Raw genomic sequence first — 14,475 nt, 5'->3', positions numbered from 1 at the left:
GTCACTCCCCCTGGGCGAAGCGGTCGGCGTACACGGCGTCGGTGATCCGCACCGTGCTCGTGTACCGGTAGACGGGCTGGCCGTTGTACTCGTCGGCCGACGCGCTGCTCACCCACGCGCCGTGGAAGCCGGGCATGGCGTTGAGCGCGTCGACCCACGCCGCGGTGTCGACCAGCTCGTCCGAGATCGCCTCGAAGGCGATGCCCGCGACCGTCGGGTCCTGCAGCGTGTTCGACGGCGGCGCCGGCGCCAGCATGGGGGTCGCCCCGGTCATGACGAACTGCGAGAGCAGCACGCCCTCGGGCATGACCGCGCCGATGGCGCGCAGGTAGGGCGACCACATGATCTCGGTCGACGTCGCGAGAGCTCGTGCGTCCTGGGCGCGGCTCAGCTGGCCGAGGACCTGCGGCACCTCGGCGTACTCCTTCTGCGCCTGCAGCAGACGCGTCGTCTCCTGCTCGGCACGGTTCTGCGCCGCACGCTCCGTGGTGAGGGACGTGAACGCGACGCCGTACGCGACGGCCGCGGCAGCGAGCACGACGGCCAGCGCGAACAGCAGGCGCCGCTTCAGCTGCGCCAGCGCATGCCGCGCGCCGTACTCGGGTGGCAGCAGGTTGACCTGCGGCACGGAGGGGAACCCCGTGGCGCGCGACTTCTTCGTCGCGATGGGACGGCTGAGCACGGTGCTCATGCGACGGATCCCATCGCCAGACCCAGGGCGATCGCCATGGTGTGCTGCTCCTCGGAGAGACGCGGGTAGGAGACGGCGCGGTCCACGTCGACGTTGTCGAGCGGCTGCCCCCCGCTGACCGGCAGCCGGGTCGCGGTCGAGAGGTACTGACCGAGCCCCGGCAGCTGCGAGGCACCGCCCGTGAGCATGAGGTGCTCGACACCGGCGCCCGGGTGGGTGCTGGAGTAGTAGACGATCGTGTTGCGCACGGCCTCGACGAGCGCCGAGACGACGGTGACGATCTGCTCGGCGGCGCGCTCCTGCTCGGGCGGGACCGCGTGGCCCACGCCGATCGCGCGCTTGGCCATCTCGCCCTGGTCGAGCGGGATCTGCAGCGCGGCCGCGACCGCCTCGGTCACGTCCTGGCCACCGGAGGGCAGCATGCGGACCATGCGCGGCACGCCCTGGGCCACGACCGCGACGGTCGTGACACGTGCACCGATGTCGACCACGGCGATGGTGTGGTCGAGCGCCCCGCCGCGCGCGATCGCCCGTGACAACGCGAACGCACCGAGGTCGACGACGACGGGCCGCAGGCCGGCGATCTCGACCGCCGCGGTGTTGGCGGTGACCGTGTCCTTCGTGGCCGCGACGAGCAGGCCCTGCATGACCTCGCCGCTGTCGCCCTGCCGCGAGCCGACGGGCAGGTAGTCGAGGATGGCGTCGTCCACGGCCACGGGGATGAGGTCGGCCACCTGGAACGGCAGCGACGAGCGCACCTGCGCCATCGGCATGGCGGGCAGGTCGAGGTCACGGACCACGACCCGCTGGTTGCCGATGCCCAGGACGACGTTCTTGTGGCTGAACTTCTGCTCGGCCCACAGTCGCTTGATGACGCTGCCGACCGTCTGCCGCTCCACCACCTCACCCTCGCGCACCGCCCCGGGGGGCAGGGGCGCGACGCCCAGCTTGAGGAGCCGGGGGCGGGCCGTCGCAGACGTCCCTCCACTACCGAACTCCAGCTCCGCGGCGCGGACATGGGTGGTCCCGATGTCCAGGCCGATCACACGTGTCTTACCCACGTGGCATCCCTTCGAGCGTCGCAGCAACCACTGCTGTATCGGTCGCCGCGTCGCCCGCCTTGAGCGTGCCGCCGGGTGCCGTTGTGCCGCGGGTCCGCGCAGGCCGGGGTCTCAGGCGCCGAGCGCCGCGTCGAGGTAGGCGCTCCACAGCGCCTCCCCCACGACGAGGCCCACAGCGCATCCGACGAGCATCCAGGGGCCGAACGGGACGCCCGACTTGCGGCCTGCGCGGCGCAGCACCAGCAGGCCGAGCGCGTACACGCCGCCACACAGGAAGGCCGCGAAGCCGCCGACGACCAGCGCGCCCCAGCCGACCCACGCCAGGTACATCCCCAGCACACCGGCGAGCTTCACGTCGCCGAAGCCCATCCCGCTGGGGTACACGAGCACGAGGACGAAGTAGAAGACCCAGAGCGCGGCGCCGCCGATGCCGGCGCGCACCAGCGCGTCCCACTGCCCGGTCCCGGCGGACGCGACGGCGAGCAGGACGAGCGCGACCACGTACGACGGCAGCACCAGGACGTCCGGGAGCCGGTGCGTGTCCAGGTCGATCAGCGCGAGCGCGATGCCGACCGCCACGAGGTACCAGACGGCCGGCAGCAGCCACAGGCCGTCGTCACGCGAGAGCAGCCACGCGGTGGCGGCCACGAACGCCACCCCGGTCCCGGCCTCGACCAGCGGGTACCGCACGGGGATCGGCTCGCCGCAGTCGCGGCACCGCCCTCGCAGGGCCAGCCACCCGAGCACCGGGACGTTGTCCCGGGGCCGGATCCCGTGACCGCACCGCGGGCACGCGCTCGGCGGCCGCACGACCGACTCGCCCCGGGGGACCCGCCAGACGACGACGTTGAGGAAGGACCCGATGACGAGCCCCACCACACCCGCGAGGACGAGCAGCGGTGCGATCACGCGATCAGCTCACGCTGCCGTCGGGCCGGAACGCCGGCTCCACCTCGATCCACACGCTCACACCGTAGGTGGTCGTGACCGGTGACAGGAACTTGGGCGGCGCCGTGTAGCGGAAGCGCTCGTCGTAGTTGTAGTCCTTGCCGTAGCCGGTGGTCATGGACGCGCCCGAGCCCGTGCCGACCGGGCCGCGGAACTTCTGCCCGATCGCGCCGTTGACCGTCAGGGTCCCGCGGGCGCTGCCCCGGTTGTAGTTCTGCACCATGAACGTGTGCGCGACGGACAGGATGGCGGCGTCGATCCGCCGGTTGCTCCCCGACAGGAGCGCGGTGTACGTCGTGGTGCTCCACGAGGTGGTGACCCTCATCGGGTTGTAGACCCACACGGCGTTGTTGCCGACCAGGCCGAGCATGTCCTCACCGCTGTTGCTGTACCGGATGTCGCCCGTCACGTAGATGTAGTTCTCGGACGCGATCGTCATGTTGCCCTTGAGGGTGCCCTGCACGAACACGTCGCCGTTGCGGCAGCCGTACGCGCCGGAGAACGGCGCCGTCTCGTCCGTCATGGGGTACCCGATGGCGTTGCCGCCGGAGGGGCACGTCACCGAGCCCGTCGGGGTCGTCGACCCCGACGTCGTGTTGACGTTGCCCGCCACGGAGGGCACGTTCTGCACGTAGACGACAAGGTTCTGCGGGATGTTGATGCGCTGTCCCGTGAAGACCGACCCCGTCTTCGCCGCGAGACCGGACGCACCCGGGGTCCCACACTTCGCGGGTGCCGTGCCGGTCGTGTCGGATGTTCCCGTCGTGTTCGTCGCCTTCGTCCACGGGGAGATGACGGTCATCTGACCGTTGTCGTGGAAGGTGATCTTCGTCGGGCCGGTGTACAGGCAGCCGGTGACCGGGACCTCGGCCGGCAGGTCCGACCGCGTCTCCTTCTTGATCTGGGAGTTCGTCGCCGGCATCCCGATCGTCGCGATGCTCTGCGGGTCGCCCGCGATGTAGAACGTCGGGGCCGTCCCGCCGCTGCGGACGTAGTTGGCGCCCGAGGCCGCCTTGTACGCCGTGGTCACCTTGCCGTTGAACCGCGCCGGGCCGTTCGTCTGGAGCGCGTCGTTGGTGTGCAACGGCCCGTTGATCACGTCGGCGCCGCCGAAGAAGATGGTACTGCAGTGCGAGCGGCTCGCTGCGTCGTAGTAGTGGATGGCGCAGTCGGCGGTGCTCGTGGGGTTCAGCGCCTGCGGGTCCATGACCTCGTAGTCCGTGAAGTACAGGAAGTCGATGAAGCCCTTCTGCTTGATGTCGGCCACGATCGTGCGCGTCTCACCACCGGCGCGCCCGGTGGACCGCAGGCGCAGGGTGCCGTCGATGTAGAAGCGGGAGCTGTCGACCTCGTACCGGAACTGCGCCGCCCCCGCGCTGCCGGCGACGTTCGCCCACGTACCCGAGGGTCCGAGACCGAAGGCCGGGTTCGCGCTCGCACCGCTGGGCAGCGTGAGGCGGGCCGCGCTCGTCGCGCTGAAAGGGGCGGCGGGGTTGCCGTACGCGAAGTACCCGAGGTCGTTCGCGAGCCGGCTCTCGTACTCCTCGATCCCGGCATAGGCCGCGGCGAGGGCCGAGCTCCAGTTCTGGTCGCGCTGCGACTGGCGGGCGGCACCCGTCCCGTAGGCGATCCCGGCGACGACGAGCCCGCTGAGCAGGACCGTCATGCCGATGACCATGACCATGGCGATGCCGCGTTCACGGTCGTCGATGCGGGTACGGATCAGACGGAGGATGTGCATCATGGCCTCACTCTGGAGATGCCGAGGTTGGGGATGCCGACGGCGTTCTGGACGGTGACCGCATCGGCGCGGCCGGTGATGTCGCCCTGCACGGTGATCGTGACCCGCACGGCCGCGACGTTCTTGATCTGGTCGGCCGTGAGCCCGCCGGCGCCGGGGACCAGCGGGTTCTCGTCCTTGTCGAGGTACACGAACAAGGGCCCCGCGGTCGTGGGGATGAACCGCGCGACGGGCCGGCTGGACGACGGGCTGGTCATGGCCGCGAACGTCCACGGGGCGGCCGTGTTGGTGACGGGCCACCGTGTCTCGATCAGCCGCCGCTGGGCGTCGATCGCGAAGCGCACCTTGATGGGTCGCGGCGCCGCCGCTGACGTGTCGACGTACGCGTACATCGTCAGGGTGTCGGGCCGGGCCTCGATGAAGACCGGGGCGTTGGTCGCGCCACCGCCAGTCAGGCGCAGCTCGGTGCCCGAGCGGACGACGCGCGTGACCTCCTTCATGGCCGTCGCGGCCACCATGGTCGAGTCGCTCGCTGCGCGGTCGCGGGTGAACGCGCGGGAGAAGCCGGAGATCGTGCCGACCATGAGCACCGTGATCATCGACAGCAGGAACATCGTGACGAGCAGCTCCGGCAGCGTCAGTCCGCGGTCGCCGCGCCCGGCGACGTGCAGTCGGCGCCGCAGGGCGTTCACGGTGCCACCGCCGTGCGCGGGTCGACCGTGATGACACCGGCCGTCGTCGTCGTGATCCGCTGGGGCACGCTGGGCTCCGGCAGCACGAGAGGCGTGACGCGCGTGCTGTTCAGCTGGCTGGTCTGGGACGTGCTGCTGCCCTGCAGCAGGCGCCACGTCCCGTAGGGCAGGGCGATGACGACCGTCGATCCGGCCGCGGGGACGACGCTGCCGTACGCGTACGACACGGTCGAGGCGCAGGTCGGCGTGGGGGGATCGGTCGTCGCCGGCGTCACCGACTCCGCCCGCAGGTAGGTGCCCGAGCCGCCGCCGCTGACCTGGACCAGTCCCATCGGGACCGGCATCGTCACCGTGGTGCCGGGTGCTGCCGCGACCGGCTCGGGCAGCTCGGCGCGGAACGTGGTGGCTCCCTCGACGGTCTCGGGCCAGGCGCGGGGGTCGGAGGAGAGGCACGAGCCGGCGAAGGGCTGGTACCCCGAGGTGAAGGGGTGCAGCGAGTACCGCGGTGTCAGCGTGCCACCGCCGCCGACGGGCGCCGGGGTCGCGATGCCGTACGTGCTGACCATCGACACGGGCATCGACGTCCCGGTCGGGACCCGCGTGCCGACCGGCGCGCCCGGGGCGAGCACCGCGTCGAACGTCGCCGCCTGGTCCAGCTGGAAGCCGACCGAGGCCGTGGTGCCCGGCGTGACGGACACGGTCTGCGCGGGCGTGGCCGTCTGCGCGTCGCTCACGTGCCCGGTGCGCTGCGCGCGGATGGTGTAGGACCCCGGGTTGACCCGAAGGATGTAGGTGCACCCCTGGGCGTCGGTGGAGCTGATGACCGATCCGGTCGACGGGGTCGCCGTGATCGCGACGTTCGGGTTACCCGTGCCGTCGGCCCGCAGGACCGACACGAGGATCGTGCCCTTGGTCGGGTCGTTGATGTGGTCGTCGGGGTTGAGGACCGTGTCGCTGCGCACGGGTGCGGCACCGGCGCGCATGCCGCCCCACGTGACGGTGACGTTGACGCGCTTGTAGCGCAGCGTGCCGCCGCCGCCGCTCGCGCCGCAGGAGAAGTCCGCGGCGGGGTCGGACACCCACTGCGTGCTGCGCTGCACGCGGAACACGTCCCCGTTGAGCGTGATCTCCCGGGTCCGGTCGAGCAGGCCGAACAGGTCGTCCGTGTCACGCGCGAGGTCGATCTCGTCGGCCGCGAGGTTGGCCGCGACGACCCGCACGCGCGCCTCGCGGGTCAGGTTGAGCGTCCCGATCATCGAGTACGCGAGCCCCACGCTCACCATCGCGAAGATCAGCATCGCGACGAGGACCTCGACGAGGCTCAGGCCGCCCTCGTCGCGGGTGACGCGGTGCAGGCGGTGCCACCAGGTGCGCACTGCGGGCCTCCGGGGAGCTCGGTGTCAAGGGGTGCTGCGGGTGGTGCGTGCGTGGTGCCGGTCGTGCGGTGCCCTGCGCGCCGGGCGGGTGTGCCTCAGGGGTGTGGGGCGCCGCGTGCGCGACGCCCCACACCCCTGGAACCGAACTAGCCGGACCTATCAGTCGTCCGAGTCGTCGATCACGCCGGTCGCGCTGTCGTACGTCCACGAGCGCTCAGTCTCGCCGCCGAGGCGGACGTGCGAGCCGACGAGCGTGTAGGTGTCGGCGTTGGCGTCCTCAACCCGGACCGTGACGTCCGCGGTCGACCGGAAGCCGTTGTCCGTGAGCGCGGCCGCGTCCAGGTCCGCGTAGGACCCGTTGTTGCCCACCGCGTAGGACTCGGCCGCGATGGCCGCGTTCTTGACGTCGGACTCGACCTGGGCGGCCCAGCCGTTCTGGCGCTGGTTGAGGAACGCCGGGATGGCGATCGCGGCGAGGATGCCGATGATGATGATGACGACGAGGAGCTCGATGAGCGTGAAGCCCTTCTCGCGCTCGTCCATGGCCTTGCGGACGCGAGCAATCATGGTGATGCCTGCCTTCGGTGTCGGGTTTCAGGTGCCGGCCGAGGCCGGCGGTTCGGTGCTACGTGCTGCTCATCGGGATGCCCGGGCCACGCCTTGAGCCCTGCGGCCACGTTCACCCGGACGGCCGTTCAGCAGACGGGTGACACCTCACTGCACGAGCTCGAAGATCGAGAAGATCGGCATGTAGAGGGCGATGATCATGCCGCCGATGATCACGCCGAGGATGGCGATCATCAGCGGCTCGATGAGGCTCGTCAGCTGGTCCGTGGTCGCCTCGACGTCCTCGTCGTAGAAGATGGCGATCTTCTTCAGCATCTGCTCGAGGGAGCCCGCGTCCTCACCCGTGGCGATCATCTGCACCACCATGGGGGGGAACACCGTGTGCCTGGCCAGGGGCAACGAGAGCGGCTGACCTTGGCGCACGCCGTTCTGGATGTCCTTGACCGCCATCTCGATGACGTAGCTCCCGCTCGTCTCGCCCACGATGTCCAGGGCCTGCAGGATCGGGACGCCGGCGCCGAGCATCGTGCCGAAGTTGCGCGTGAAGCGCGCGATCGCCACCTTCTTGAACAGCATCCCGAAGATCGGGACCCGCATCGTCAGCGGCTGCACGCGGGAACGGATCGCGTCGTCGTTCTTGTGCTTGCGCCACCAAATCGAGAAGATCACGACGATGACCGCCAGCAGCGGCGCCGCCCACTTCATGATGCTCGAGAGAAAGACGAGGAACTGGGTGGGCGCTGGCAGCGCGCCCCCGAGGTCGGTGAACATCTGCTCGAAGATTGGCACGATGAACAGCAGCATGCCCACGACCGCGAGGATCGCCATCGCGAACACCATGACGGGGTACGTCATCGCGGACTTGATCTGCGCGCGGAGCTTGACCTCGGACTCGTAGTTCTCCGCCACCGAGGTCAGCGCATCCTCGAGGAACCCGCCGACCTCGCCCGCACGGATCATGTTGATCATCAGCGGCGGGAAGATCTCCTTGTGCTTCGAGAGCGACTCGGACAGGGCCCCGCCCGTCTCGACGTCGCTGCGCACGGTGCCCAGCGCCTTGCCGAGGGGCTTGCTCTCGGTCTGCTCGGCGAGGATCGTCAGCGCCCGCAGCAGGGACAAGCCGGCGCTGATCATGGTGGCGAGCTGGCGCGCCATGATGGCGAGGTCCTTGAGCTTCACGCGGTCCCCGAACCCGGGGATCGTGATCTCGGTGCTCAGGCCCGTCGTCGAGATCTCGGTGATCGCGATGGGCGCCATGCCCATCTGGCGCAGGCGGTTGGCGACCGCGTCCTCGTTCTGCGCGTCGATGCGGCCCTTGACGACCTTGCCGCTGCGGTCCGACAGCTCGTACTCGTACGTGCGCATGACGGCCATCAGTAACCTCCGAGGCTGGAGATGCCGGGCGCCGTGGCCCCGCCGAAGCTCTGGGTCGAGGACGCACCCTGGCGCACGCGCGAGGTGCGTCCGACGAGCTTGTTGAAGTCCTCGATGTGGTGCGCCTTGTCCAGACCCACCTCGTACGTGATCTTGCCGCGCTTGACGAGCTCGGCCAGGTTCTGGTCCATCGTGTGCATGCCGTTGTCGGCGCCCGCCTGCATCGCCGAGTAGATCTGGTGCGTCTTACCCTCGCGCACGAGGTTGCGGATGGCGGGCGTCGCGAGCATGACCTCGGTCGCCACCACCCGGCCGGCGCCGTTCGCCTTCTTGGCAAGGGTCTGGCACACGACACCTTGGATCGCGCTGGCGAGCTGGGTACGGACCTGCGCCTGCTGGCCGGACGGGAAGACGTCGATGATGCGGTCGATGGTCTGCGCGGCGTCCTGGGTGTGCAGGGTCGCGAAGACCAGGTGGCCGGTCTCGGCCGCGGTCAGCGCGACCGAGATCGTCTCCAGGTCGCGCATCTCCCCCACGAGGATGATGTCGGGGTCCTGCCGCAGGACGTGCTTGAGCGCGTTGGCGAACGAGTGCGTGTCCGCGCCGACCTCGCGCTGGTTGACGATGCACTTCTTGTGCCGGTGGAGGAACTCGATGGGGTCCTCGACCGTCATGATGTGGTCCTCGCGCGTGCGGTTGGCGAGGTCGATGATCGAGGCCAGCGTCGTCGACTTGCCCGAGCCGGTCGGTCCGGTGACCAGCACCAGACCACGCGGCAGGCCCGCGAACGACCCCACCGAGGCAGGCACCCCGAGCTCCTCAAGCGGCTTGATCTCGTAGGGGATCACGCGGAAGGCGGCGCCCACCGACTCCCGCTGCTGGTAGAGGTTGACGCGGAAGCGTGCCAGACCCCGCACGGCGTAGGAGATGTCGAGCTCGAGGTTGGCCTCGAAGGTCTCGCGCTGCTTCTGGGTGAGGAACGAGTACAGGCTGCGTCGCAGCGGCTCGGGGGTCATCACCCCGAACTGCTCGAGAGGGCGCAGCGCACCCGAGATGCGGACCATCGGCGCGGTCCCCGAGGTCAGGTGCACGTCGGACGCACCGAGGCGGTGCATCTCCCGCAGCACCTCGTCGATCGCGATGTCGCCGTCCTGCCGGCCCGAGGACGTCCCCGTGCGGCCCGGCCCACTCGCGGCCGCAGGACGCGGCGGCGCGGCGGCCGGCTGCCCCGCTGCCGGCGGACCGGCCGGCCTCGGCACCTGGGGGGCGGCCGGTGCGGGGTGGTGCATCGGCGGCGGGACGCTCCCGGCCGGTACCGCGGGGTACCCGGTCGCCGGCGGCGCCACCGGGACCTGGCTCTGCGACGGCACCGGCTGGTACGTCGGCCCCCCGAACGCCGCGGCGGGCCCGGTCTGGGGTCCCGCTGGCCGGTACGGGGGCAGCGGCCGCGTGGGCTCCCCGGACGGTGCCCTGTAGGTCTCACTCACGTCGTCTGCCTCCAACCGGTCCACGCACGGACGCCCGCGCACGATGCGGGTCCGCCTACACCATCGGCCCCGGCGGGGCGCGACTTGAGCGCACCGCCGGGGCGTGCGCGTCAGGCGACGACGCGCAGGATCTCCTCGATGGACGTCTGCCCGTCGGCGACCTTGTACCAGCCGTCCTCGCGCAGCCGGCGCATGCCCTGCTTGGCCGCCGTCGCCCCGATGTCCGCCGACGAGGAGTGCGCCACGGCGTGCCGCTCGATGTCCTCGGTGACCCGCATGACCTCGTGCAGGGCGAGGCGACCCTTGTAGCCGGTGCGCGAGCACGACGAGCAGCCGGCGGGCCGGTACAGCTGGGGCATGGGCTCGCCGGGGACCCACGGGAACTGCGCCGCCTCCAGCTCGACCGGGGTGGGCTCGTACGCCTCCTTGCACTTCGGGCACAGCCGCCGCGCGAGCCGCTGGGCGACCACGCAGTCCAGCGCCGAGCCCACGAGGAAGGGCTCGATGCCCATCTCCGTGAGGCGGGTCACCGCGGAGGGGGCGTCGTTGGTGTGCAGGGTCGACAGCACCAGGTGACCGGTGAGCGAGGCCTCGACGGCGATCTGCGCCGTCTCGTGGTCACGGATCTCACCGAGCAGCACCACGTCGGGGTCCGAGCGCAGGATCGAGCGCAGCGCGGCGGCGAACGTCAGCCCCGCCTTCGGGTTGACCTGCACCTGGTTGATGCCCGGCAGCCGGTACTCGACCGGGTCCTCGACGGTGATGACGTTGATCTCCGGCTTGGAGACCGCGTTGAGCGTCGCGTACAGCGTCGTGGACTTGCCCGACCCGGTCGGGCCCGTCACCAGGATCATCCCGTAGGGCTTGGTGTACGACTCGCGGTACGTCGTGTAGTTGTGCTCGAGGAACGACAGGTCGCGCAGGTCCAGGCTCGCGGTCGAGTTGTCGAGGATACGCATGACGATCTTCTCGCCCCACACGGTCGGCAGCGTCGCCACGCGCAGGTCGATCTTGCGACCGTTGTGGGTGACGGACATGCGGCCGTCCTGCGGCTTGCGCTTCTCGGCGATGTCGATGTCGCTCATGATCTTCACGCGGCTGATGACCCCGCCGATGATGTTCTTGGGCGAGCGCTGCGTCTCGTGCAGCACGCCGTCGATCCGGTACCGCACCCGCAGGTCGTGCTCGGAGGGCTCGATGTGGATGTCGGACGCCCGGTCGGTGATCGCCTGCGTCACCAGCAGGTTCACGTACCGGACGATCGGGGCGTCGTCGTCGACGACGTCACCGATCCGGCTGAGGTCGGTCTCCGGCTCCGAGGTCTCCTCGACGAACGCCGACGACAGGTTCTCCATCTCGCCGTCCGCGCGGCAGAACCGGTCGATGGCCCGCAGCACGTTGTCGTACGTCGCGACCACCGGGATCACGCGGCGGCCGGACAGCGTCCGCACGTCGTCGACGGCGACGACGTTGCCCGGGTCGGCCGTCGCCAGCACGATCGCGCCGTCCCGCAGCGCCACGGGCAGCACGGCGTGCCGCCGGCACAGGCTCTCTGCCACCAGCGACACCGCGTTGCGGTCCACCGGGTACTCGTCCAGGTCGACGAACTCCATGCCGACCTGCGCAGCCAGGGCCCGCACCAGCTGCGACTCCGTGAGGATCCCCAGCTCGACGAGCGTGCGCCCGAGCGACGTCCCCATCGAGACCTGTTCGTCGATCGCCGCCAGCAGCTGCGCCTCCGTCACCAGACCCTCGGTCAGCAGGATCTCCCCAAGCTGCTTCACGCGCACGCCTCCTCGTCCCGGGGCCGAGTCCGACCCCGTGGAGGCCATCGGCACGCGCCGGTGGACTCTGAAGCGCGCGACCACCGGCTCCGCGTCACGACCCCTGTCGGGAGCCCGTACGGGTGACCCGAGTCAGGCGGACGTGGGAGCCAGCACCGTGCCGAGCGCCGCGTCCATGGCCGCCACCGGTGCCGCGCGACCGGTCATCAGCCGCACCTGCTCCACGGCCTGGTGCAGGAGCATGCGCTCCCCCCCGACCACCCGACCGCCGCGCAGCGCCCACGCGCCGGCCAGGGCGGTCGGGCGCGGGTCGTAGCAGACGTCGAGCAGGGCCCCTCCGGCGCGGGCACCCGACGCCCCGGCACCGAGCGCGTTGGCGATCGGGTCGGCCGCGTGGGCGGGCAGGGTGCTGACCACGACGTCGCACCGGCCGATCTCCCCCGGCGCGTCCTCGAGCCGGCACAGGCGCGGCTCGACGCCCATACGGTGCGCAGCGCGCACCAGGCCACCCGCGCGCGCCTGGGACCGCACGTACACCCGGGGGGTGGCGCACCCGAGCTGGGCGAGCGCCGCGAGCGTCGAGGCCGCGGTCGCCCCTGCGCCGACCACGGCGGCCGAGCGCACGTCACCGCTGACACCCACCTCGCCGAGGGCCGCGACGATGCCGTGCACGTCCGTGTTCGCGCCCGTCAGGCTGCGTCCCGGCCCGGACCCCTGTACCAGCACCGTGTTGACCGCGCCCACCACCTGCGCCAGCGGCTCGACGTGGTCGAGCAGCGGCATCACCGTCTGCTTGAGCGGCATCGTCAGGCTCAGGCCCGCCCACGTCCCGTCGAGGCCCGCCAGCAGCTCGGGGAGCTGCTCCTCCGTGACGTCGACCGCGTCGTACCGCCAGCCGTCGAGCCCCAGCGCCGCGTAGGCGGCGCGGTGCAGCACGGGTGACAGCGAGTGGGCGACGGGGTGCCCGAGGACCGCCGCGCGGCGTCCCCCGGTCGTCACCCCGAGTTCTCCGCCTGCCACTGCCGCAGCAGCGCGACGTTGTCCTGGTGCTCGTCGTAGGTCTCCGCGAAGCGCGTCTCGCCGGTGTCCAGGTTGATCGCGACCCAGAACACCCAGTTGCCGTCCGCCGGGGCGAGCACCGCGTCGATCGACGTGGCCCCCGGGGCGGCGATGGGCGTCGGCGGCAGGCCCACGTGCCGGTACGTGTTGTACGGGTTCGACGGGTCCTGGATGTGGTCGCGGGTCAGCTGCGTGCCCGGGATCTGCAGGCCGTACGCGACGGCGGCGTCGATGTCGAGGGTCATCCCCCGGTCGATCCGGTTCTGGATCGCTCGCGCCATCACGGGCCGGTCGGCGTCGACCTTGGCCTCCTTCTCGATGAGGGACGCCTTCGTCAGCACCTCCAGCCACTGGTCCTGCGGCACGCCCTTCGACGTGAGGGTCTCCACCGTCTTGGTGACCATCTGCGCCAGGACCGCGGACGCCGACGTGTTGGGCTCGATCTGGTAGGTCGACGGGAAGAGCCACCCCTCGACGTTGCCCCCGGCCTCGGCCGGCAGCCCGGTCGCGGCGGGGTCCGCCGCCGCGGCGCGCAGCTCGTCGACGCTGATGGAGGTCACCGTGTTGATCCGCGTGAAGATGTCCTCGGCGGTGAACCCCTCCGGGATCGTCACCTTCATCGACACCTTGCTCTTCGGGTCGAGCAGCGAGCGGACCGCGTCCTCCGCCTTCATCTCGAGCATGAGCTGGTAGGTGCCGGGCTGGATGAGCGCCGCGTCGGGGTTCGCCTCGAAGGCGGTCCGGAAGGCGCTCTCGGAGGCCACGATCCCGGCCTGGTGCAGGGTGGTGGCGATGGCGGCGCCCGAGTCCCCGGCGTTGATGACGATGGTCGGCGCGCCCGGGCGGCCCGGACCCGGGTAGTCCGTCACCTCACGCGCCTGGCTCGCTCCCCCGCCGAACAACGATCCCCCCATGAGGGAGACGACGACGTAGCCCGCGCCGGCGACCAGCACGAGCGCGACGACGAGGACGGAGACCGACCGCCGGCGGCGCTGCTTGCGCATGCGCTCCTCACGCTTGCGCCCCGACGCGCGGGACCGACGGCGCGGCTCGGCGGCAGCCGGTGCAGCCGCGGCACGATCGCCGCCGAACAGGTCGGTCACGCTCTCGTCCGCCTTCACCGGGGCCCACCACTCCGTCTGGTTGCTCACCTGCGCGTCACTCCACAGTCGTCGTGCCGTCGCCCGCAACGCCCCCGTGCTCCGGGACGGAGCGGTACGGGGCGACCTCGACCCGTTCCCCGGGTCGCCGCCCCGTGGACCTCTCCGTGTCCAGCGCGTGCTGCAGGATCACCACCGCGGCCGCCTGGTCGACGACCTGCCGGTGGCGGCGCCCGGATCGGCCGGCCGCCTGGAGCGCGTGATGCGCGGACACCGTGCTCATCCGCTCATCCACGAGCCGGACCTGGACGGGTCCGACCGCGTGCGCCAGTGCGACAGCGTACGCGCGAGCGACCCCTGCCGACGACCCCTCGGCCCCGGACAGATGACGTGGAAGGCCGACGTACACGACATCCGCACGTCGCTCCCGCGCCTCGTCCGCGATCCGCGCGACGTCGGACGACGTCGACGACGGCTTGCCGCTCGCGCGCGCGAGCGTCTCGACCGGCGTCGCGAGCGTGCCGTCGGGATCGCTCGCGGCGACCCCGACGCGCACGGTCCCGACGTCGACCGCCAGCCGGACGCCGCGCATCAC

General features: G+C 71.2%; 13 protein-coding genes. All 13 read right to left on the bottom strand.

Features of this window, described 5'->3' with window-relative positions; genetic code table 11:
- Position 1: 1 nt before the first annotated feature.
- The 13 genes from Cph01nite_RS07975 to ruvX all read right to left on the bottom strand — a co-directional run bounded on the left by Cph01nite_RS07975 (position 2) and on the right by ruvX (position 14,472).
- Positions 2–691, bottom strand: coding sequence for a PilN family protein (locus tag Cph01nite_RS07975; protein ID WP_203673018.1), 690 nt, complete (start codon positions 689–691; stop codon positions 2–4).
- The gene (pilM, locus tag Cph01nite_RS07970; protein WP_203673016.1) at positions 688–1,752 is read right to left on the bottom strand and encodes a type IV pilus assembly protein PilM; all 1,065 of its coding nucleotides are present in this window, start codon (positions 1,750–1,752) and stop codon (positions 688–690) included. Before pilM ends, Cph01nite_RS07975 begins: the two co-directional genes overlap by 4 nt.
- A gap of 111 nt (positions 1,753–1,863) precedes the next feature.
- Positions 1,864–2,661, bottom strand: a complete 798-nt coding sequence (locus tag Cph01nite_RS07965; RefSeq protein WP_203673014.1) for a prepilin peptidase — start codon at positions 2,659–2,661, stop codon at positions 1,864–1,866.
- 4 nt (positions 2,662–2,665) lie between these two features.
- Complete coding sequence (locus Cph01nite_RS07960; protein WP_239069125.1) at positions 2,666–4,444, bottom strand: hypothetical protein; 1,779 nt, start codon at positions 4,442–4,444, stop codon at positions 2,666–2,668.
- Complete coding sequence (locus Cph01nite_RS07955; protein WP_203673012.1) at positions 4,441–5,133, bottom strand: PulJ/GspJ family protein; 693 nt, start codon at positions 5,131–5,133, stop codon at positions 4,441–4,443. The genes Cph01nite_RS07960 and Cph01nite_RS07955 overlap by 4 nt, the downstream gene beginning before the upstream one ends.
- The gene (locus tag Cph01nite_RS07950) at positions 5,130–6,509 is read right to left on the bottom strand and encodes a prepilin-type N-terminal cleavage/methylation domain-containing protein (protein WP_203673010.1); all 1,380 of its coding nucleotides are present in this window, start codon (positions 6,507–6,509) and stop codon (positions 5,130–5,132) included. The genes Cph01nite_RS07955 and Cph01nite_RS07950 overlap by 4 nt, the downstream gene beginning before the upstream one ends.
- Positions 6,510–6,668: 159 nt before the next feature.
- A complete protein-coding gene (locus Cph01nite_RS19320) occupies positions 6,669–7,076 on the bottom strand; it encodes a prepilin-type N-terminal cleavage/methylation domain-containing protein (RefSeq protein ID WP_373307551.1) in 408 nt (135 codons plus the stop codon).
- Positions 7,077–7,223: 147 nt separating this feature from the next.
- Positions 7,224–8,450 (bottom strand): type II secretion system F family protein, encoded by a 1,227-nt coding sequence (locus Cph01nite_RS07940; protein ID WP_203673008.1) that lies wholly within the window; start codon positions 8,448–8,450, stop codon positions 7,224–7,226.
- On the bottom strand, positions 8,450–9,937 hold the full coding sequence (locus tag Cph01nite_RS07935) for a type IV pilus twitching motility protein PilT (RefSeq protein ID WP_275407390.1): 1,488 nt from the start codon (positions 9,935–9,937) through the stop codon (positions 8,450–8,452). The genes Cph01nite_RS07940 and Cph01nite_RS07935 overlap by 1 nt, the downstream gene beginning before the upstream one ends.
- 110 nt (positions 9,938–10,047) lie before the next feature.
- Positions 10,048–11,721: a GspE/PulE family protein gene (locus tag Cph01nite_RS07930; RefSeq protein ID WP_203673006.1), complete on the bottom strand. Its 1,674-nt coding sequence runs from the start codon at positions 11,719–11,721 to the stop codon at positions 10,048–10,050.
- A 132-nt stretch (positions 11,722–11,853) separates the two neighbouring features.
- On the bottom strand, positions 11,854–12,720 hold the full coding sequence (locus Cph01nite_RS07925; RefSeq protein ID WP_203673002.1) for a shikimate dehydrogenase: 867 nt from the start codon (positions 12,718–12,720) through the stop codon (positions 11,854–11,856).
- Positions 12,717–13,931 carry an endolytic transglycosylase MltG gene (mltG, locus tag Cph01nite_RS07920; RefSeq protein ID WP_203673001.1) on the bottom strand — a complete coding sequence of 405 codons (1,215 nt, stop codon included), beginning with the start codon at positions 13,929–13,931 and terminating at the stop codon, positions 12,717–12,719. The genes Cph01nite_RS07925 and mltG overlap by 4 nt, the downstream gene beginning before the upstream one ends.
- Positions 13,932–13,938: 7 nt before the next feature.
- Positions 13,939–14,472: a Holliday junction resolvase RuvX gene (ruvX, locus tag Cph01nite_RS07915; protein ID WP_203673149.1), complete on the bottom strand. Its 534-nt coding sequence runs from the start codon at positions 14,470–14,472 to the stop codon at positions 13,939–13,941.
- Between the last annotated feature and the right edge of the window lie 3 nt (positions 14,473–14,475).

The sequence above is a fragment of the Cellulomonas phragmiteti genome (genome assembly GCF_016862775.1).
Classification (GTDB): Bacteria; Actinomycetota; Actinomycetes; order Actinomycetales; family Cellulomonadaceae; genus Cellulomonas; species Cellulomonas phragmiteti.
The sequence above is the reverse complement of the archived record's forward strand: the minus strand, read 5'-3'. Positions and strand labels throughout refer to the sequence as shown.